Here is an 18,603-nt window from a genome sequence, read left to right on the forward strand (position 1 = left end):
CGAGCGAGGAGAACAAGCCGGGCGAGGAGTGGGATTACCGGCTCGGACCCCATATAGTCTCCCCATGCTCCTGCCACGTATCGGTCTGTTCCGATCCACTGCGCGACAGACCGGCTTCCGCAAGTCCGTGATCGCCGCTTCGGCGGCGATCCTGCTGTTCGGTCCCAGCGCCGCGGTGGCCAACGCCGAACCGGCCGGGCCCGGCCTGCCCGCCGAGCTGCTCAGCGCCGTCACCCGCGATCTGAAGATCTCGCCCGACGAATACCTGCGCCGCGCCGAGCTCGGCCAGCAGGTCGCCGCGTTCGCCACCTCGGCGCAGCGCCAGTACCCGCAGGTGTTCGCGGGCGCCTGGCTCGACGACGCGGGCAAGGCCGTCGTCGCGCTGGCGCAGGGCCCCGGCGCGCAGGAGGCGCGCCAGGCGGCCCAGTCGGCGGGCTTCGAGGTGCGCGACGTCGCCAAGAGCGAGGCGGCGCTGCGCGGGGAGAAGAGCGCGTTCGAGCGGTGGCTGGACAGCCAGCCCGCGGCGGTGTCGGCGCTGGTGCGCGGCGTCGTGATCGATACGGTCAACAACAGCATCGCGGTGCGGGTGGACCAGGCGGGCGTCCCGATGCCCAGCTTCGTGGACCCGGCCCGCGTGATCGTCACCGCGCCGCCCGTGGCGGGTGAGACGCTGCCGCAGGGCACCCCGATCGCCGAGGGCGTCGACCGCGCCTCGCTGACCGGTGGCGACGGGTACGCCGCGGTGGGCGGCGACGTGCAGCTGCGCTGCTCTTTCGGGTTCAACGGCACCGACCGCTCGGGCAACGTCGTCAACATCTCGGCGGGCCACTGCGATCCGAACGGCGCCGCCGCGGGCGGTGCGAACGCGTCGGGCGTGCACGAGATGCTGCCGCAGGACCGGCGCGGGGCGCGCCTGGGCTCGTTCGCCAAGTCGGTGCTCGGCTCGCAGGACTACTCGATCATCCGGATCGACGACGCGGTGGCGGATCGCTTCCGCAATAACGGCGTCCGCGTCCCCGGCGCCGCGCCCGTGCTCATCGAAGGCGTCGCGACGCCTGTGATCGGCGCGCCGGTGTGCAAGTCGGGTTCGCGCACCGGCTTCAGCTGCGGAATCATCAGCGCGGTCGACCAGACCGTGCAGGTCGGCGAGCGCCAGCTCACCCAGAGCTTCTCCGCCACCATCTGCGCGCTGCCCGGCGACAGCGGCGGCGCCGTGGTGACCGGACGGATGGCGCTCGGCATCTCCAGCGCCTCGTCGGTGGCCGACTTCCCGATCTGCGAGATCCCGAACCTCATCGGCGCGCTCACGGGCAACGCGCCGCAGCTGTTCGCGCAGCCGCTGAGCGTGGTCCTGTCGGACAACCCGGGTCTGCGGGTCCGCACGAACTGAGATACCGCGAGAAGGCCGCCGGTTGGGAGCACCGGCGGCCTTTTCGCTGTCTCGGGGACCGTTCCACTGCCCTTGCGCCCCGATAACCGCGATCCGTTCCGGCCGTTCCGGCATTCTGGAATGCATGTGTTTGGTGTTGATCGGCTGGCGCGCCCACCCGGACTACCGGTTGATCGTGGCGGCCAACCGGGACGAGTTCTATGTGCGGCCCGCAGAGCCGATGCGGTGGTGGCCGGAGGTGTCCGGTCTGCTCGCGGGCCGCGACGTGGGCGCTCCGGGCTACGCACCGGGCGTGCGGCCCGGTACTTGGCTCGGTGTGGCGGAATCACCCGCCCGTTTCGCGGCCGTCACCAATGTGCGCAACCCGCGCGACGAACGCCGCGACGCCCGTTCGCGGGGCGCGCTGCTGATGGACTTCCTCGACAGCGCCGAACATCCCGGCCCGCGCCGCTACCTCGATGCGGTCGCCGCCGCCCCGGACGACTACAACGGCTACAACCTGGTACTGAGCGACCTCGAGACGCTGTGGTGGCACTCCAACCGTTCCCAGCGACCCCCGCGAGCACTGGAGCCCGGCTTCCACGGGCTGTCCAACGGCCCGTTCGTCACCTCGGCGGCGCCCGCGCCGGACGCCGAACTGTCCGCGCCGCGACGGATCTGGCCGAAGGTGCGCGGCGGCCTGACCGAACTGCGCAAGGTGGTGGAATCCGACCCCGATGCCCTCGACCGCTACTTCGACGTGCTCTCCGATCGCACCGAGGCGCCCGACGACCAGTTGCCGGGCACCGGCGTGCCGCTGGAGATGGAACGATCGCTCTCGGCCCGGTTCATCGCCCACCGGATCCACGGCACCAGGGCGAGCACAGTGCTGCTGGTGCGTGAGGACGGGTCGTTCACGGTGGCGGAGCGCTCGTTCGGCGAGCTGGGTGAGAGTCTGGGCGCGGTGAGCTTTCACGGCACGCTCGCGCTGCCCTGACCACGCGAAAGGCCCGCTCCCTTCGCGGGAGCGGGCCTGATTTCGTGCGGTACCGCGGGTCAGTTCGCGGCCTGGGCGGCCTTCGGCTTGTCGGCCCACTGCGTGGTGCCTTCCGGCGCCTGCAGGGTGTTGATCAGCTCGATGCCCGCGGCGAGCAGCGTGGGACCACCGACGGCGATGGTGCCCAGGATCCCGCCGATGCCCGCGCCGATCGGCAGGCCCGCGATGCAGCCGACGCCGAACAGCGGCAGGCCGAATACGCAGCCGACGACCGCGCCGATGGCGGTGCCGACGAAGCCGCCGATGGCGGTGCCGATGCCGAACTTGCTGGCGAAGTCGTTCATCGCGCGCTGATTCTCGATGGGACCCGCGATGGGCTTGACCTCGACCGGCTTGTCCAGCTGCACGCCCTCGGGCTTCTCCGGGGTCACCTCGAGGACGGTGCCGTCCTTCTTGACCTCGGTGGCGACCGGGATGTCGGTCCCGTTGACGTTGAAGCTCAGCGGCAACGAGATGACCGTGTTGCCTGCGTCGTCCTTGATGTCCAGGATGTTCGTCTTCGGGTCGTCGACGGTGGCTCCATCCTTCTCGACCAGCGAGAAGGTCCCCCCACGGAGCGATGCGACGACGGTCTTGTCCACCAGCTTGACGGAGTAGCTGATGTCCTCAGCAGGCGCGGGCGCGGCGGGCTCGGCATGAGCGGTCCCCATACCGACGGTCAACGCACCGATGACCAGCGCGGCAGCCGCAGTGGTTCTGCGGAAGTTCATTCGGTTTTCCAATCCATCATCAGGGTGTGCGCGGGCCGCTGTCGTCACGCGAGAGCTCATTCAATCCGAAAGCTGGTCAGGCACTTCGGATTCTCCCCGAGCGGTGGGCAGCGGATGCCGCGAACAGAACGGTCGTGAGCGTAGTCGACCCCGGCGACTAATGCGAGATCCGTTACATGTGCACACGAGTAAGCCTGCCCTTACCGAATGGGCCTACTTCCTCGGCGTTTACGGTGGTTACCGGCCGATAGCCCCGCGGGCCGGATTTTCTTGGTGTGACATTGATCACACCGGAAATCCGGCCCGCGCCCCAGGAAATAGGGCTGGGTCACAAAAGTGGATCGTACGATGGACACGTAAGTTACCGGTGGGTAACTTACTGGGGGTTACGATACGAGCCAACCGGGGCGGCGCGCATGCCGCGCCCGTACAGCTCGTGTTGCCGCAAAGAAAGGTCGCGACATGAATGCCCTGACAGTGACGCTGGGCACGATCGGGGCGACGCTCAGCATCGTGTGCTGGGCGTCGTTCTTGGGCGGCGTCAGGAACATCGCGCGCACCATCATGATCGGGCAGAGCGCGCCGGACCGCTGGCGGCCGTTCTTCCCGCGCTTCAAGCAGATGGTCATCGAGTTCCTCGCTCATACGCGGATGAACAAGTTCCGTACGGTCGGCTGGGCGCACTGGCTCGTCATGATCGGCTTCATGGGCGGCGCCATCCTCTGGTTCGAAGCCTACGGCCAGACCTTCGACCCGTCGTTCCACTGGCCGATCATCGGCAACCTGGCGATCTACCACCTGTGGGACGAGATCCTCGGCATCGGCACCGTCGTCGGCATCACGGCGCTGATCATCATCCGCCAGCTCAACCACCCGCGGGTGCCCGAGCGCCTGTCGCGATTCAGCGGCTCCAAGTTCGCCCCGGCCTACGTCATCGAGACCATCGTGCTCCTCGAGGGCCTCGGCATGATCTTCGTCAAGGCCGGCAAGATCGCGACCTACCACCACTCCAACACCGCGACCGACTTCTTCACCATGCAGGTGGCCAAGCTGCTGCCCGCCAGCCCGGTGATGGTGTCGATCTTCGCGTTCATCAAGCTCATGTCGGGTATGGCCTTCCTCTACCTGGTCGGCCGCAATATCACCTGGGGCGTGGCCTGGCACCGCTTCTCGGCCTTCCCGAACATCTACTTCAAGCGCGAGGACGACGGCGACGTGGCCCTCGGCGCCGCCAAGCCGATGATGTCCAAGGGCCGCGCCCTGGACATGGACAACGTCGACCCCGACACCGACACCCTCGGCGCGGGCAAGATCGAGGACTTCTCCTGGAAGGGCATCCTCGACTTCACCACCTGCACCGAGTGCGGGCGCTGCCAGTCCCAATGCCCCGCCTGGAACACCGGTAAGCCGCTCTCGCCCAAGCTGCTCATCATGTCGCTGCGCGACCACGGCTACGCCAAGGCGCCCTACCTGCTGGCCGGCGGCCGCAAGGACATGGGCGGCGACGAGATCGGCCTGGTCGACGCCGACGGCAAGCCCGACGAGGCCGCGCTGGCCAAGATCCCCGAGGCCGCGCGCGCCGAGGCCGAGCGCCCGCTGGTCGGCGGTGAGGACGCGCACGGCATCATCGACCCCGAGGTGCTGTGGAGCTGCACCACCTGCGGCGCCTGCGTGGAGCAGTGCCCGGTGGACATCGAGCACGTCGACCACATCATCGACATGCGCCGCTACCAGGTGCTGATCGAATCGGAGTTCCCCTCCGAGCTGGCCGGCCTGTTCAAGAACCTGGAGAACAAGGGCAACCCCTGGGGCCAGAACGCCAAGGACCGCCTGAACTGGATCAACGAGCTGGACTTCCAGATCCCGGTCTTCGGCAAGGACGCCGACAGCTTCGACGGCTACGAATACCTGTTCTGGGTCGGCTGCGCCGGCGCCTACGAGGACCGCGCGAAGAAGACCACCAAGGCGGTCGCCGAACTGCTGGCCACCGCGGGCGTGAAGTTCATGGTGCTCGGCCAGGAGGAGACCTGCACCGGCGACTCGGCGCGCCGCGCGGGCAACGAGTTCCTGTTCCAGCAGCTGGCCATGCAGAACATCGAGCTGCTGAACTCGGTGTTCGAGGGCGTCGAAGAGCGCAAGAAGAAGATCGTCGTCACCTGCGCGCACTGCTTCAACGCGCTCAATAACGAGTACCCGCAGGTCGGCGGCACCTACGAGGTGGTGCACCACACCCAGCTGCTGAACCGCCTGGTGCGGCAGAAGAAGCTGGTGCCGGTGGCCTCGGTGTCGCAGAACGTCACCTACCACGACCCCTGCTACCTGGGCCGCCACAACAAGATCTACAACGCCCCGCGTGAGCTGATGGAGGCGTCGGGCTCCAAGCTGGTCGAAATGCCGCGTCACGGCGAACGGTCCATGTGCTGTGGCGCCGGTGGTGCGCGTATGTGGATGGAGGAGCAGCTCGGCAAGCGCATCAACGTCGACCGTGTGGACGAGGGCCTCGGTGCGCTCACCGAGTCGGCCAACGGCTCCGGCCCCGGCAAGATCGCGACCGGCTGCCCGTTCTGCCGCGTGATGCTCACCGACGGTGTGACCGCGCGCCAGGAGAAGGGCGAGGGCGAGGGCGTCGAGGTCGTCGACGTCGCGCAGCTCATGCTCGACGCCGTCGACCGCGTCGACGCCGGTGTGCTGACCGAGAACCTGACCGTCATCCAGGAGCCCAAGGCCGAGCCGGAACCCGAACCGGAACCCGAGCCCGTCGCCGAGGCGGCCCCCGCGGCCGCGAAGGCGGCGCCGAAGGGCGGCGGCCTGGCGATGAAGGGCGCGAAGGCGCCCGGCGGTGGCGGTCTCGCCATGAAGGGTGCGAAGGCGCCCGGTGGCGGTGGACTCGGCATGAAGGGCGCGGCCAAGGCGCCCGGTGCCAAGGCCGACGCGCCGGCCGCCGAGGAGAAGCCGGCCGCCAAGGGTCTCGCCATGAAGGGCCCCGCGAAGGCGCCCGGCAAGGGTCTGGGCATGAAGGGCGCCGCCAAGGCGCCGGGTGCCAAGGCTGCTGCCGACGCTCCCGCCGCGGAAGCCGAAGCACCTGCCGCTCCGCCCGTGAAGGGGCTGGGGATGAAGGGTGCGGCCAAGGCACCCGGCAAGGGTCTCGGCATGAAGGGCGCCGCCAAGGCGCCCGGTGCGAAAGCCCCTGCGGCCCCGGCCGAGTCGGCTTCCGAAGCTCCGGCCGAGGCGACCGAGTCCAAGCCTTCGGTGCCCGCCAAGGGGCTGGCGATGAAGTCCGGGTTCAAGCGACCCGGCCCCAAGGCGCCGGGCGGCGCGACCCCGGCCACTGCGGAAGCGGCCGTCTCGGAGACGGCTGTTTCGGAACCGGCTGTCCCGGAGACGGCGGAGTCGGCGACGGCCGAATCCACGTCGGCGGCAACGGCTTCGGCTCCCACCGAAACCAAGCCGTCCATCCCGGCCAAGGGACTCGCCATGAAGTCGGGCTTCAAGCGTCCCGGCCCGAAGGCCCCAGGCGCTCCGGCCCCGGCTCCCGCTCCGGAGCCGACCCTGGCCACCGAGGAGCCCGAGGCGGTCGCCGAACCGGAACCCACCCCGGAGCCGGAGCAGCCCACCAACGGCACCGGCCACGACGCCAACGGCACCTCCGGCAACGGCGCGGGCACCATCGCCCCACCCACCGCCAAACCCGGCGCCCTCGGCTTCAAGTCGGGCGCGAAGGCGCCGGGCCGCAAGAGCTAGGCACGTGAGAGTGGCCCGGATCCCTATGGATCCGGGCCATTTTCGTTGAGTCGAGGGCTCGACCAGGGACCCCTGAACGCGCCGGTAGCGGGCGATCAGCTCACCCACCGACGCGCGGACGCCCGGCAGCACAGGGGTGCTGCCGGGCGGCGTTTCGGTCTTTACGCCCGCGTCGGCTGCGGGCGGGTGAGGTGGGCGTAGCGGGTGCGGTGGTGGTCGGCGGTGCCGTGTTCGCGTTCGAGGGCGGTGAGGCGTTTGAAGTAGTGGCCGATGGCCAGTTCTTCGGTCATGCCCATGGCGCCGTGCAGTTGGACGGCGTTCTGGCCGACGAAGCGGGCCGCGCGGGAGATGGTGGCCTTGGCGGCGGAGACGGCGCGGGCGCGGGCGGGTGGGGCGGCCGTGAGGGCGTGGGCGGCGAGGTGGGCCGCGGCCACGGACTGTTCCAGCTCGATGTACATGTCGACCATGCGGTGCTGGAGCACCTGGAAGCTGCCGATGGGCACGCCGAACTGATGCCGCTGCTTGGCGTATTCGACGGTGTCGGACAACACCTTTCGCAGGCAGCCGACTGCCTCGGCGCAGATCGCGGCGGTGGCGGCATCCACGGCGGCCGAGATCGTCTCCCCCGCTTCGCCTTCCGCGCCGAGCAGCGCGTCGGCGGGCAGGCGGCAGCCGGTGAACTCGAGGTCGGCGGCGGCGCGGTCGTCGATGGTGCGGTACGGGTGCACTCGCACACCCTCCGGCGGGGCGGAGGCATCGAATTCGGTGAGGAACAACGAGATTCCCGCATCATCCAGTCGCCCACCGGAGGTGCGCGCCGAGACGACGAGGTGCGTCGCGGCGGGCACGCCCACCACCACGACCTTCGCGCCGTCGATCACCCACGACTCCCCGTCGCGCCGCGCCGAGGTACCGACGTGCAATGGCACGGCACCCGAGTCCGCTTCCAGCGAAGCGAACGCGACCCGCGCCTTCCCGAGCACGATGTCCCGCAACACAGCTGACGCGCGTTCCCCACCGGCGCCGGCCAGAAGGCCGCCGCCGAGTACCACGGTATCCACGAAAGGTTCCACGACCAGCGCACGCCCCAATTCCTCGGCGATGACCATGGTTTCGATCGGACCGCCCCCATCGCCGCCGACGTCCTCGGGCAGCGCGGCGCCGAGGATACCCAGCTCCTCGGCGAATCCGCGCCACACGTCCGGCTGCCACCCGGCGGCCGATTTCGCCGCGGCGCGGCTGGATTCCAGGTCGTATTTCGCGCCGAGGTACCCGGCGACGGAGTCGCGGAGGAGCTGCTGCTCCTCGGTGAGTGTGAAGTCCATCAGAGCCCCAATGCTGCCTTGGCGAGAATGTTCCGCTGAATTTCGTTGCTGCCCGCGTAGATCGAGCCCGCGCGATCGTTGAAGTACCGCAGCGGCGCGACCGCCTGCCAGTCCGCCCCGCTGTGGTAGCCGTCGGTGGGCGGGGTGTAGTCGGCGACGGGACCGCCGGGCGCCGTGGCGTGCGGCTGGTAGGCCCGGCCGAGCGGCCCGGCCGCGTCCAGCGCGAGTTCGGTGAGCTGCTGGCTCAATTCGGTGGCGAGAATCTTCAGCAGCGAGGACGCGGGACCCGGGTCGCGCCCCTGCGCCATCGCGGAAATGGTCCGGTACTCCAGGACTTCCAGGACCTCGGTGCGAATCCTGGCGTCCGCCAACCGGTTCGCGAACAGCGGATCGTCGATCAAGGCGTTGCCGTCCGGACCGGGCTGCGCGGCCGCCGCCTCGGCGATGTCCTGCGCCATCACCTGCAACCACGGGGCCGCCGCGCCGCCGCGCTCGTGCACCAGCAGGTACTTCGCGACAGTCCAGCCCTCGTCGACCCGGCCGAGCACGTTCGCCTTCGGCACCCGCACGTTGTCGAAGAACACCTGGTTCTGCACCTGCTCACCCGAAGTCATGACCAGCGGCCGGATTTCGATGCCGGGCGCGGTCATGTCGATGAGCAGGAAGGTGATGCCCTGCTGCTTCTTGCCGGTCTTGGCGGTGCGCACCAGGCAGAAGATCCAGTTGGCCTCGGTGGCGTGCGTGGTCCAGATCTTGCTGCCGGTGCAGACGAAATCGTCGCCGTCGTCCACGGCCGCCATGGTGAGCGAGGCGAGGTCCGATCCGGCCTCCGGCTCCGAATAGCCTTGGCAGAAGAACACTTCCCTGGTCAGGATGCGCGGCAGGTAGAACGCCTTCTGTTCGGGGGTGCCGAAGGCGATGATGGCGGGCGCGACCATCCGGATGCCCATCGGCGAGAGCGGGGGCGCGCCCGCGAGGGTGAGTTCGCGGTGGAAGATGTAGTGCTGGGTGAGGCTCCAGTCGCAGCCGCCGTGCTCGACGGGCCAGTGCGGCGCCGCCCACCCGCGCTCGTGCAGGATGTGCTGCCACTCCATGCTGGCCTCGTGGTCGGGGTAGACGCTCGTCGCCGAGCGCCCGGCCCGCCGCAACTCCGGCGTGAGCTTCGCGTCGAGGAACGCCCGCACCTCGTCCCGGAAGGCCAGATCGGCCGCTGACCAGTCGTAATCCATCTGTCCTCCCGGCGGTGATGCCACGGCGCACAACAATTGGCCACCGGCCAATACGCCCCCAATGTAGGCCCATCGGGGTCCGGAAATCAAACTGACGCCACCCGCCATCAGTTTTGCGCGCCAGCCGGGCGCGACACGGTGCCGCCATCCCTGCCGACAGCCCGGGGACGGGCGCGGCACCACGCGCCGCACCGCACGCGCGTATGATCGGCACGGTGACCACTCATCCCGAGCAAAGATTGGGGGTCCCGTTCGTGCCAGGTGAGTGCTGATGGGCACTCGATTCACGAACAGGGACGATTCCCGCCTCGCCTTCTGGCTGCGCGTGCGCGAGTACGCCGTGCCGCCCACGATGATCGAAACCGCGACCGCCCGGCGTCATGCCGGTGATTGGGTTGGTGCTTGTGCCGCAGCGGGTTTCGATACCGATATCAATCCACGTGCCGTAGCTCGCGTCCACGGCACCGAGACCGCCGCCCAGCTCCGGGCCGACTTGCGCCATCTCGCACCCGATCTGCTGCGATGGCACCTCCCCCGCGTCGCACCCGACGGATTGCTGCGTCCCGGCCTGACCATCGCCCTGGCGCGATACGGTCCACCGGACTTGGGAAAGCATTGCGGTGCAGTCTATTTGGTGGCCCGCACTGCACCGGCGTGGGCCGATGCCGGGCAACGGATCACGCTCGCGCTGTGGGACGGATCCGACACCGGACCGCATCCGCACCCGCGCCCCAACCGGCGCTTCCGCCTGGATCTCCACCGCCACCTGTGGGATGCGCGGAGAACCAGTGAGCTTCGAATACGTTCCGGGGCAGACAAATTCGAAGTTCTCACTGGGCCGTATTCAGTGTCGGAAAACCTCGCCGGGAAGACCGCCGACCTCCCCGAAGGCTGCGCCATCCACACCTGGGCGTCCGAAGCGGAAATCCTGCTGCGCGCCGAGGGCCGCCCGAAGGGCCTCGTCCGGGTGCGGTTCGGCGCGCGGCGCGAGGTGGTGGCCGAGGTTTCGGACGACAAGGCGTTGCGGATCGCAGATCCCCCGCGCGGCACCGTATCCGGACTCCCACTCCTCCCCGACGCGTCGGTCTGGACACCGCCCGATCTGGAATTGCTCCGCGCCGGTGCGATAACGGCCGACCGCCTGCATCCGCTGATCGCCGAGGCGCTCGCACCGGATCGCACGCCGATCACGACAGCCCCTCCGGATCGAACCGACCGGGTGAAGCTCGTGGAATGCCGAGGCGAACAGCACCGAATCGGCCTGTCCGAGGGCGTGCTGACCGCGCTCGATCACGATCCCGCCGAAATCCGTCGCGAAGAACTGCTCGCCGCCCTGACCGGCGCTCCCCTGCCCTGCCTACGCGCCATCGACCGAGCCCACCGTCACCCGGACTGCCTCACCGGCGTCCGGGAACGCCTCGACCACGGCGACACCGCGGGCGCGCTGGCAGTGGTCGAGGGCCTGCTCGGACCCGATGCCGTGCTGCGCGACGGCCCGTTGCGCGACGAACTGGAACTCGCCGCGCAACGGCGGATCACCTACGGACTGTTCAAGGCCGGGCTCATCGCAGCCGGCCCCACCCGCGTGCGGCCCGATGCGCGCCGCCGCGACCGTCGCGCGCATCCGCGCCACGCGACCACGCGCTGACGCGCACTCCCCAATTCCTCTACACCACAAGGTGATTCCCACATGACGAATACCGCCCTCCGTGAACGCGCCCAACTCGACGTCGCCGGCGAACTGCTCGGCTTGCTCGGCGCGGTGTCCACCGAACCCCGCCCCGACAATCAACTCGAAGCGCTCACGCTGGCCGTGGCGGCCGACCTGCCCGTACTCCTGTGGGGCGAACCGGGGATCGGCAAGACCGCGGCCCTCACCCAGCTCGCGGCGTCCCTGGAACTGCCGCTGACCACGGTGATCGCGAGTGTGCACGAGCCCTCGGACTTCGCCGGCCTGCCCGTGCTCGGCGACGACCCCGCCGAACAGGGCGTCCCGATGGCCCCGCCCGATTGGGCGGTCCGCCTCGTGCGCGCCGGCCGGGGCCTGCTGTTCCTGGACGAACTGTCCACGGCGCCGCCCGCCGTCCAGGCCGCGCTGCTGCGCCTCGTGCTGGAACGGCGGATCGGCGCGCTGCGGCTGCCGCCCGAGGTCCGGATCGTGGCCGCCGCCAACCCGCGCGCGTCGGCGGCCGACGGCTGGGAGTTGAGCCCGCCGCTGGCCAACAGGTTCGTGCACCTGCACTGGGCGCACGACCACGAGGTGGTGGTGCGCGGGCTGGGCGGCACCTGGCCGCGCGCGATCATGCCCCGGCTCGATCCCGAAAAGCTTACGGAAGCAGTAGCTTTCGCTCGTCAGGCGGTGTGCGGTCTGCTCGGCGGCCGACCCGCCCTCGTGCACCAGCTCCCCACCACCGAGACGCGCCGGGGCGGTGCGTGGCCGTCGCCGCGCAGCTGGGATATGACGGTGCGGCTGCTCGCGTTCGCGACCGCGGCGGGCTCGTCCCGGGACGTGCTGTCGCTGCTGGTCCGGGGCTCCGTGGGCGACGGTCCCGGTTTCGAATTGCTGGCCCACATCGATCGGATGGATCTCCCCGACCCCGAAACGCTGCTCGCCGATCCGGACGCCGCCGACCTGCCCGAACGCGGCGACCTGCGGCTGGCCGCGCTCGATGCCGTGGTGGCGGCGGTCCGGCGGCGGCCGGAACGGGCTCGCTGGGACGCGGCCTGGGCGCTGCTGGTCAAGGCGGTGGAGACCGGTGCGCCGGATCTGGTGGTCGTCCCCGCGACCACGCTCGCCACGCTGCGCCGCGAGGGCTGGGACGTGCCCGCGTCGATCGAACAGCTCGCCGGGATGGTGTCGATGTCCCGGGAGGCGGACCGCGTCGCCGCGCAGGTGCGCCGATGACCCTCGACAAACTCTTCACGGCCCGCCTGCACGCTGCCCGCGCGCGGCCCTACCTGGCGACCGCGCTGTACGCGCTGCACCTCGTGGAATCGCGACAGGTGCCCACGATGGGCGTGGACCGGTACTGGCGCTGCTACTTCTCCCCCGCCTTCGTAAATCGCACGCCCGTAGCGGATTTGGCGTCGGTGCTGGTGCACGAGGTGTCGCACCTGCTGCGCGATCATCACGGCCGCAGCGACCGCTACGCCCGCGCGCACAACCTGACCGGGCCCGCCGAGCGCCTGCGGATGAACATCGCCGCCGACGCCGAGATCAACGACGACGCGTTCGGCGACGGGTTGGTGTGTCCCGAGGGCGCCGTCCTGCCCGCGGACCTCGGGCTGCCCGCGGGCGAACTCATGGAGGACTACCTGCGGCAGTTCCGCCTCGGCCCGCACACCGAGAACGCGGCCTGGCTCGACTGCGGCAGCGGCGCCGACGGCCTCGACCGCGACTGGGACATGGGCCCCGACGGCGCGCACGGGCTCACCGATCAGGAGCGCGATGCCGTGAGATTCCGGGTGGCGCAAGGCATCGTCGGCCGTCCGGGGAACGCCTCGCGGGGCTGGCGGCGCTGGGCCGAGGAGGCGCTGCACCCGCCGCAGCCGTGGCGGGAACTGCTCGGTGCCGCCCTGCGCGCGGCGGCCACCGCACCCGGCGCCGGCGACTACAGCTATGGTCGCCCGGCGCGACGCTCGGCCGCGGTGCCCGGCGCCGTGCTGCCGAGTCTGCGGCGCACACCACCCCGCGTCAGCGTGGTCATCGACACCTCGGGATCGGTCAGCGACGCCGAATTGGGCAGTGCGCTACTGGAAGTGGCGGCGATCGCCCGAGCCGTGGGCGGCCGGCGCGACCTCGTCACCGTTGTGTCCTGCGATACTGCGGCACGGATCGCGCACCCGCTGTGCCGCGCCGAAGGGATACCCCTGATCGGCGGCGGCGGAACGGATCTGCGCTCCGGCATCGCGAAAGCCATTCGCGGACAATCCCACCCGGACGTCCTCGTCGTCCTGACCGACGGCCAGACACCCTGGCCACGCAACCCGCCGGGGTGCCGCACCGTGGTCGGCCTCTTCCGCCGATCCCGGACCTCCTACGACCCCGCCTACGTGCCGGACCAACCACCGGATTGGGCGCGGGTCGTGCAGATCGGATAGCTGAGGAGTCCCGCCGAGTGTTCTCAGGACCACCCGCGTGGGCGGTCGCGCGGCCACTCCTCTGGTTCGAGCCGCACACGCTCACCGGTGCGGAACCGAGAAGTGTTGCGTGTCAACACTACTGAACCTCTCGACACGCCGACGCGGCGTGCGTCGGAGCTCGAATCCGTCTAGCGTTGATGGCCGATGCTTCGGCTGACAGGGGGAGACGGGAGCGTTGAAGTATTTTCCGGAGTCGGGATTCGCGGCCAGGCGGGGCAGCCCAGCAGAACCAACCCGCGCGACTGGCTCGTCTGGCATTTCACGCACGTCGACAACCTGCCGGGAACGGCGGACTCGACTGGGCCGACGTCAAGCCTCGGTTGATCGCGACGTTCGCCGAACGTACGGGCCTGGAAGTCGTCCTGTTCACACCGTCCGATCGGCCTCGAACTCTGGACGCGCCGTCCGATGTCCCGATGACCTGGGGGCGAGCGCTCGTGCTCCAGTTGCTCCGTTCCTATGCCGCGAAACGGCGATCCCTGGAACTGCGCGACGGGCCCGACGGCGCGTCGCATCTGGAGATTCAGAAACTCATGTACTTCGCGAATCAGGTGGAGCCCGCGCTGGGGCTGAAGTTCGCTCCGGCACGCTACGGCCCCTACAGCGAGACGATCCGCCATTTGCTACAAGATATGGAAGGTGCCTTCACGACAGGACTCGGAGACGGGACGGCGCGCACGCTGGACAACAATCCGATCTCGCTGACCGCGGACGGCTCGCGCGCCCTGAACGAATTTCCGGCGTCGGAGCGCGGGGCGCGCGTTACGGAAGCCTGCGACGCGGTGCTGAGAATCGTTGAGGGTTTCGAAGGCCCTTATGGTGTCGAATTGTTGGCCAGCGCACACTGGGTCGTGACCAACCAGGACGCGCACGAGAAGAGAGCAGCGGCCGAGGCGGTACGGGGGTGGACGGAGCGCAAGGGACGAATCTTCACCGACGCGCATGTCGAAGCGGCGCTCGAGCAGCTGGCGGAGCGGATCATGCCGCGGGCGTAGCAGTCGGCACCGCATCGATAGCCGCGAACTCGACGGACTCCGCCAGTTGGTCCAGATTCGTCTCGCCACGGTGGACAAGAACGAAAGGTGTTCCGACCTCGCGGTTTTCGGTCCGGTTGGTTGATGGGAGACACAGCGCGGTCAGCAGTCCTCGAAGAAGGCTTTCACGTAGGCCGCGGATTGGTAGAGGTAGTCGTAGGCCCAGCGGGGTGGGGACAGGTTCGGTTGCGGGTCTACGAAGAGAAGTTCGCCGTCCCAGCACTTTTCGAAGATGTAGCGGGCGCGGGAGATGTGCGGGGTGAAGGTGACGACGATGACGCGGGTCCAGCCTTCGGCGCGGGCGCGGCGGGCGAGTTCGCGGCCTTCGCCGCGCGTGGTGCGCGGGTCGGGGTCGAAGCAGATCACCTCGACGCGGTAACCGCCGTGGCAGATGCGGTTCATCACCGAGCTGTACTCGTACGGGTTGGAGAACAGCACGCGCGGCGCATACCCCTCCCGCGCCAGCCGCAACCCCAGCGCCTCGCGTCCATCGTGCGCCCCACCCAACACCAGAATCGCGTCGGCGGCCGCGGGCACATCCACCCGCGGCCGCACATACACCGGCCACAGCGCCGCCACCCCCACAGCCACCACCACCGCGAGCCCGATCACACTGCGAACCATCAACCGCCCTGGCACACGCCAAACTCTATGCCGACGTGAGCCACAACCTGGGCAGCGGCAAAGACTGCCGATCGTGGGTCGGTCGGGGGCGGTTCGCGCAGTTCAGAAGCGTGCGCCCGGCGCTGTTGCCGCTTGTACACCCAATGTTGCCTCGACTCTTGCCTCGCTGACGTGGCGCGGCCACGCACGGGGCATACCAATCGATCATGCGATGCACTGTCTTCGGAACCGGGTACCTCGGGGCTACGCACGCGGCGTGCATGGCCGAGCTCGGGCATGACGTGATCGGGGTGGATGTCGATCCGGGCAAGGTGGCGAAGCTGTCGGACGGCGTGGTGCCGTTCTACGAGCCCGGGCTCGAGGATGTGCTGCGGCGCAATCTCGACGCGGGCCGGCTGCGTTTCACCACGTCCTACGCCGAGGCGGCCGCGCACGCGGATGTGCACTTCCTCGGGGTCGGCACGCCGCAGAAGAAGGGCGAGTACGCCGCCGACCTGAAGTACGTGCACGCCGTGGTGGACACGCTGGCGCCGATGCTGGAACGCCCGTCGGTGCTGATCGGCAAGTCGACCGTCCCGGTCGGCACGGCCGCCGCACTGGGCGAGCGGGCCCGCGCGCTCACCGCCGCCGAGGTGGAGGTGGCGTGGAATCCCGAGTTCCTGCGCGAGGGCTTCGCCGTGCAGGACACCCTGCGCCCCGACCGCCTGGTGCTCGGCGTCGACGACGCGCGCGAGAGCGCCGGGTGGGTCGAGGATCTGGTGCGCGAGATCTACGCCGACCTGCTCGACGCGCAGGTCCCGTTCCTGCGCACCGACCTGGCCACCGCCGAACTGGTGAAGGTGTCGGCGAATGCCTTTCTGGCGACGAAGATCTCGTTCATCAACGCGGTCTCTGAGGTGTGCGAGGCGACGGGCGCGGACGTGACGGTGCTGGCCGACGCGCTCGGCTACGACGCGCGCATCGGCCGCCGATTCCTCAACGCGGGACTGGGTTTCGGCGGCGGCTGCCTGCCCAAGGACATCCGCGCGTTCATGGCGCGCTCCGGCGAACTCGGCGCCGATCACGCGGTGGCGTTCCTGCGCGAGGTCGACAACATCAACATGCGCCGCCGCACCAAGGTGGTAGACATGGCCGCGAAGGCCTGCGGCGGTTCGCTGCTCGGCGCGAACGTCGCGGTGCTGGGCGCGGCGTTCAAACCGGAATCCGACGATGTGCGCGACTCGCCCGCGCTGAACGTGGCGGGCATGATCCAGCTGCACGGCGCGGTCGTCACCGTGTACGACCCGAAGGCACTGGAGAATTCGCGCCGGGTGTTCCCGACCCTGAACTACGCGACCTCGGTGGCCGAGGCGTGCGACCGCGCCGACGTGGTGCTGGTGCTGACCGAATGGGACGAGTTCACGGCGCTGCGACCTGCGGATCTGGACGGGGTGGTGCGTGAACGATCCATCATCGACGGACGAAACTGTCTCAATCGTGCCACCTGGAGAGGGGCGGGATGGGTGTACGCCGGACTCGGTACACCGTAGAGTTGCCTGGCGAGGCCTCCTCCGCCTGCCTCGTGTGCGACCCAGTGTCGCCGGTAGGGTCCCGGGAGCGGATCGCGTCCCACGGCGCGAACCCTTGTCGTGAAGCGTGGAACGAGATGGGCAGCTGATGAGTTCGGTACTGGGAGTTTCGGTGGGGGCCGGCGCTGTCCGCTTGGCGCGCCCGCACGCCGGTATCCAGCCGGGTCATGTCACGCCCGACGCGTTCGACTTGCACACCGTACCCGTCGACGAGCAGCGCGCGGAGGAATTGGCCGCCGAGGCCGTCGGTGTGACGCTCGCCACTCCACCGGGCATCGCGGCCACCGCGATCGCCTACCGCAGCGAGCAGCAGGCGCACGGGGTGCGCGCGGCGATGGCTCGCCAGCAGGTCACCAATTACGAACTGGTGCCCGAGATCTTCGCCGCGCTCGAATTCGCCCAGGCCACCGGCGATATCCGCGGCATCTCCTCGCTGGTCGTCTACGACCTGGGCGCCACCGGGCTCTCGGTCAGCGTGGTCGACGCCCAGACCAAGCAGGTCCGCCACACCGAACGCACCAGCGATATCAGCGGTGACTACCTGGATTCGCTGATCCGCGAACAGCAGATCGCCTCGGGCCGGATCGCGCACCCGCAGGACCCGGCGGGTCTGGCGGCGCTGGACGCGCTGTGCCGGGAGGCGAAGGAACAGCTCTCGTCCAATACCGCGGTCGCGCTGCCCAGCGAGCAAGGCCTGGTGCTGCTGGCGCAGGAGAACTTCGAGTCGCTGATCATGCTGGCGGTGGAGTCGTCGGCGCGGATGGCGCGCGACGTGATCTCCCGCTCCGGCCACCCCGTGCACGGCGTGCTCGCCATCGGCGGCTGCGCGCGAATTCCGTTGATCGGCAAGGTACTCGAGCGCTGGATGGGTGTGCCGGTGATCGTGCCGGAGAGCCCGGAGACGGTGATCGCGCGCGGCGCGGCGCTGCTGGCCCGGCCGGTGCGCCCAGCCGCCCCGGTCCCGGCCTCGGCGCCCGCGCCGTCCCAGGCCCCGGCGGAGGATTTCACCGACGACGACCTGTCGCCCGCGTGGCTCTCGGCCCCGCCCAAGCGCAAGCAGAAGCGCCGCCCCCAGCCGGACCCGGACTTCGACGATATCGACGGGCTGGCCGACGACTGGCTGGCCGCCACGCCGCGCCGCCGCAAGAAGCGCGAACTCAACGCCGCGGTGCTCACCGTGAGCGCGCTGGTGGTGGTGGCCGCGATCGGCATCGGTCTCGGCTACGGACCCCAAGTGCTGGAACGGGATTCGCGCTCGAGCGAACTACCCCCTTCGGCCACCCCCACCAGCGCGCCCCGCACCACCACCTTCGATCCCCAGATCGCGGTCGCGCCCGCCACCACCACCGAGACCGAGACCGAGTCGGTGGCCGCGCCGCCCCCGCGCCGCCAGACCAGCGAGCCCCCGGCGCCGACCCAGGGGCCCAACACGTTCGTCGTGCCGGGCCTGCCCCCGATTGTCGTCCCGACGATCCCGCCGGAGCTCATTCCCCCGCTCCCGCCCCCGCCGGGCTGACGAGCCAGGGCGAATCACCAGCGCTGACAACGTAATCCGGCATGCCACGGACAGGCTATCAGCGGAACCGGACCTGACCACCCCGCGCGGATCGGCTACCCCAACTGGTCCGCCGAACGCGCGGTCTGCGGTCGTGGCGTGCGCTGCGCAACCGGGAAGTCGTCGAACCCCTCGGCAGCTACCTCGATCTCACGGCCGGGGCCTACGACGTGACCATCCCGCAGGCAATCGAGTCAGCGGCCACCACGATCCGTCGGCTGGGGTCCACGACGTGACCATCCCGCAGG

At 69.7% G+C, this 18,603-nt stretch carries 14 protein-coding genes and 1 pseudogene; 10 read left to right on the forward strand and 5 right to left on the reverse strand.

The window, feature by feature from the left end:
• The first annotated feature begins 64 nt into the window (after positions 1-64).
• Both DFR74_RS23520 and DFR74_RS23525 read left to right on the forward strand, forming a co-directional pair.
• Positions 65-1,390 carry a S1 family peptidase gene (locus DFR74_RS23520; RefSeq protein ID WP_067503959.1) on the forward strand — a complete coding sequence of 442 codons (1,326 nt, stop codon included), beginning with the start codon at positions 65-67 and terminating at the stop codon, positions 1,388-1,390.
• Between the two features lie 124 nt (positions 1,391-1,514).
• A complete protein-coding gene (locus DFR74_RS23525; RefSeq protein WP_067503956.1) occupies positions 1,515-2,366 on the forward strand; it encodes an NRDE family protein in 852 nt (283 codons plus the stop codon).
• A gap of 59 nt (positions 2,367-2,425) precedes the next feature.
• On the opposite strand, the gene DFR74_RS23530 is transcribed toward DFR74_RS23525, so the two are convergent.
• A complete protein-coding gene (locus DFR74_RS23530) occupies positions 2,426-3,136 on the reverse strand; it encodes a hypothetical protein (protein ID WP_067503953.1) in 711 nt (236 codons plus the stop codon).
• A 462-nt stretch (positions 3,137-3,598) separates the two neighbouring features.
• Between DFR74_RS23530 and DFR74_RS23535 the strand changes: the two genes are divergently transcribed.
• Complete coding sequence (locus DFR74_RS23535) at positions 3,599-6,877, forward strand: (Fe-S)-binding protein (protein ID WP_067503950.1); 3,279 nt, start codon at positions 3,599-3,601, stop codon at positions 6,875-6,877.
• A gap of 161 nt (positions 6,878-7,038) precedes the next feature.
• Here DFR74_RS23535 and DFR74_RS23540 read toward each other — a convergent pair whose 3' ends face one another.
• From DFR74_RS23540 to DFR74_RS37855, 3 genes are all read right to left on the reverse strand, one after another.
• Positions 7,039-8,202 carry an acyl-CoA dehydrogenase family protein gene (locus DFR74_RS23540; RefSeq protein WP_067503946.1) on the reverse strand — a complete coding sequence of 388 codons (1,164 nt, stop codon included), beginning with the start codon at positions 8,200-8,202 and terminating at the stop codon, positions 7,039-7,041.
• Positions 8,202-9,431 carry an acyl-CoA dehydrogenase family protein gene (locus DFR74_RS23545; RefSeq protein ID WP_067503941.1) on the reverse strand — a complete coding sequence of 410 codons (1,230 nt, stop codon included), beginning with the start codon at positions 9,429-9,431 and terminating at the stop codon, positions 8,202-8,204. The genes DFR74_RS23540 and DFR74_RS23545 overlap by 1 nt, the downstream gene beginning before the upstream one ends.
• A 223-nt stretch (positions 9,432-9,654) precedes the next feature.
• A complete protein-coding gene (locus tag DFR74_RS37855) occupies positions 9,655-10,047 on the reverse strand; it encodes a hypothetical protein (RefSeq protein WP_324192252.1) in 393 nt (130 codons plus the stop codon).
• 231 nt (positions 10,048-10,278) lie between these two features.
• Between DFR74_RS37855 and DFR74_RS37860 the strand changes: the two genes are divergently transcribed.
• The 5 genes and pseudogenes from DFR74_RS37860 to DFR74_RS23570 all read left to right on the forward strand — a co-directional run bounded on the left by DFR74_RS37860 (position 10,279) and on the right by DFR74_RS23570 (position 14,569).
• Entirely contained in the window at positions 10,279-11,079 is an 801-nt protein-coding gene (locus tag DFR74_RS37860; RefSeq protein WP_324192251.1) for a hypothetical protein, read from the forward strand.
• A gap of 42 nt (positions 11,080-11,121) precedes the next feature.
• A complete protein-coding gene (locus DFR74_RS23555; protein ID WP_067503934.1) occupies positions 11,122-12,336 on the forward strand; it encodes an AAA family ATPase in 1,215 nt (404 codons plus the stop codon).
• A complete protein-coding gene (locus tag DFR74_RS23560) occupies positions 12,333-13,532 on the forward strand; it encodes a vWA domain-containing protein (RefSeq protein ID WP_067503930.1) in 1,200 nt (399 codons plus the stop codon). The genes DFR74_RS23555 and DFR74_RS23560 overlap by 4 nt, the downstream gene beginning before the upstream one ends.
• 217 nt (positions 13,533-13,749) lie before the next feature.
• A pseudogene (locus tag DFR74_RS37295) lies at positions 13,750-13,859 on the forward strand (DUF4433 domain-containing protein); the annotation flags it as partial.
• 35 nt (positions 13,860-13,894) lie between these two features.
• Positions 13,895-14,569, forward strand: coding sequence for a Panacea domain-containing protein (locus tag DFR74_RS23570; protein WP_067503926.1), 675 nt, complete (start codon positions 13,895-13,897; stop codon positions 14,567-14,569).
• A gap of 141 nt (positions 14,570-14,710) precedes the next feature.
• On the opposite strand, the gene DFR74_RS23575 is transcribed toward DFR74_RS23570, so the two are convergent.
• Positions 14,711-15,232: a YdcF family protein gene (locus tag DFR74_RS23575; protein WP_067503924.1), complete on the reverse strand. Its 522-nt coding sequence runs from the start codon at positions 15,230-15,232 to the stop codon at positions 14,711-14,713.
• A gap of 206 nt (positions 15,233-15,438) precedes the next feature.
• Between DFR74_RS23575 and DFR74_RS23580 the strand changes: the two genes are divergently transcribed.
• Together DFR74_RS23580 and DFR74_RS23585 are read left to right on the forward strand one after the other, a co-directional pair.
• Positions 15,439-16,761: a UDP-glucose dehydrogenase family protein gene (locus DFR74_RS23580; RefSeq protein ID WP_067503920.1), complete on the forward strand. Its 1,323-nt coding sequence runs from the start codon at positions 15,439-15,441 to the stop codon at positions 16,759-16,761.
• A 127-nt stretch (positions 16,762-16,888) separates the two neighbouring features.
• A complete protein-coding gene (locus DFR74_RS23585; RefSeq protein WP_067503917.1) occupies positions 16,889-18,316 on the forward strand; it encodes an Hsp70 family protein in 1,428 nt (475 codons plus the stop codon).
• Positions 18,317-18,603: the final 287 nt, after the last annotated feature.

It is taken from the genome of Nocardia puris (assembly GCF_003315035.1).
Classification (GTDB): domain Bacteria; phylum Actinomycetota; class Actinomycetes; order Mycobacteriales; family Mycobacteriaceae; genus Nocardia; species Nocardia puris.

Excerpts from the sequence above, each read along its gene's own strand:
- DFR74_RS23520 (WP_067503959.1), top strand. The coding sequence starts at position 65 with ATGCTCCTGCCACGTATCGGTCTGTTCCGATCCACTGCGCGACAGACC.
- DFR74_RS23525 (WP_067503956.1), top strand. The coding sequence starts at position 1,515 with ATGTGTTTGGTGTTGATCGGCTGGCGCGCCCACCCGGACTACCGGTTG.
- DFR74_RS23530 (WP_067503953.1), bottom strand. The coding sequence starts at position 3,136 with ATGAACTTCCGCAGAACCACTGCGGCTGCCGCGCTGGTCATCGGTGCG.
- DFR74_RS23535 (WP_067503950.1), top strand. The coding sequence starts at position 3,599 with ATGAATGCCCTGACAGTGACGCTGGGCACGATCGGGGCGACGCTCAGC.
- DFR74_RS23540 (WP_067503946.1), bottom strand. The coding sequence starts at position 8,202 with ATGGACTTCACACTCACCGAGGAGCAGCAGCTCCTCCGCGACTCCGTC.
- DFR74_RS23545 (WP_067503941.1), bottom strand. The coding sequence starts at position 9,431 with ATGGATTACGACTGGTCAGCGGCCGATCTGGCCTTCCGGGACGAGGTG.
- DFR74_RS37855 (WP_324192252.1), bottom strand. The coding sequence starts at position 10,047 with ATGCTTTCCCAAGTCCGGTGGACCGTATCGCGCCAGGGCGATGGTCAG.
- DFR74_RS23555 (WP_067503934.1), top strand. The coding sequence starts at position 11,122 with ATGACGAATACCGCCCTCCGTGAACGCGCCCAACTCGACGTCGCCGGC.
- DFR74_RS23560 (WP_067503930.1), top strand. The coding sequence starts at position 12,333 with ATGACCCTCGACAAACTCTTCACGGCCCGCCTGCACGCTGCCCGCGCG.
- DFR74_RS23575 (WP_067503924.1), bottom strand. The coding sequence starts at position 15,232 with ATGGTTCGCAGTGTGATCGGGCTCGCGGTGGTGGTGGCTGTGGGGGTG.
- DFR74_RS23580 (WP_067503920.1), top strand. The coding sequence starts at position 15,439 with ATGCGATGCACTGTCTTCGGAACCGGGTACCTCGGGGCTACGCACGCG.
- DFR74_RS23585 (WP_067503917.1), top strand. The coding sequence starts at position 16,889 with ATGAGTTCGGTACTGGGAGTTTCGGTGGGGGCCGGCGCTGTCCGCTTG.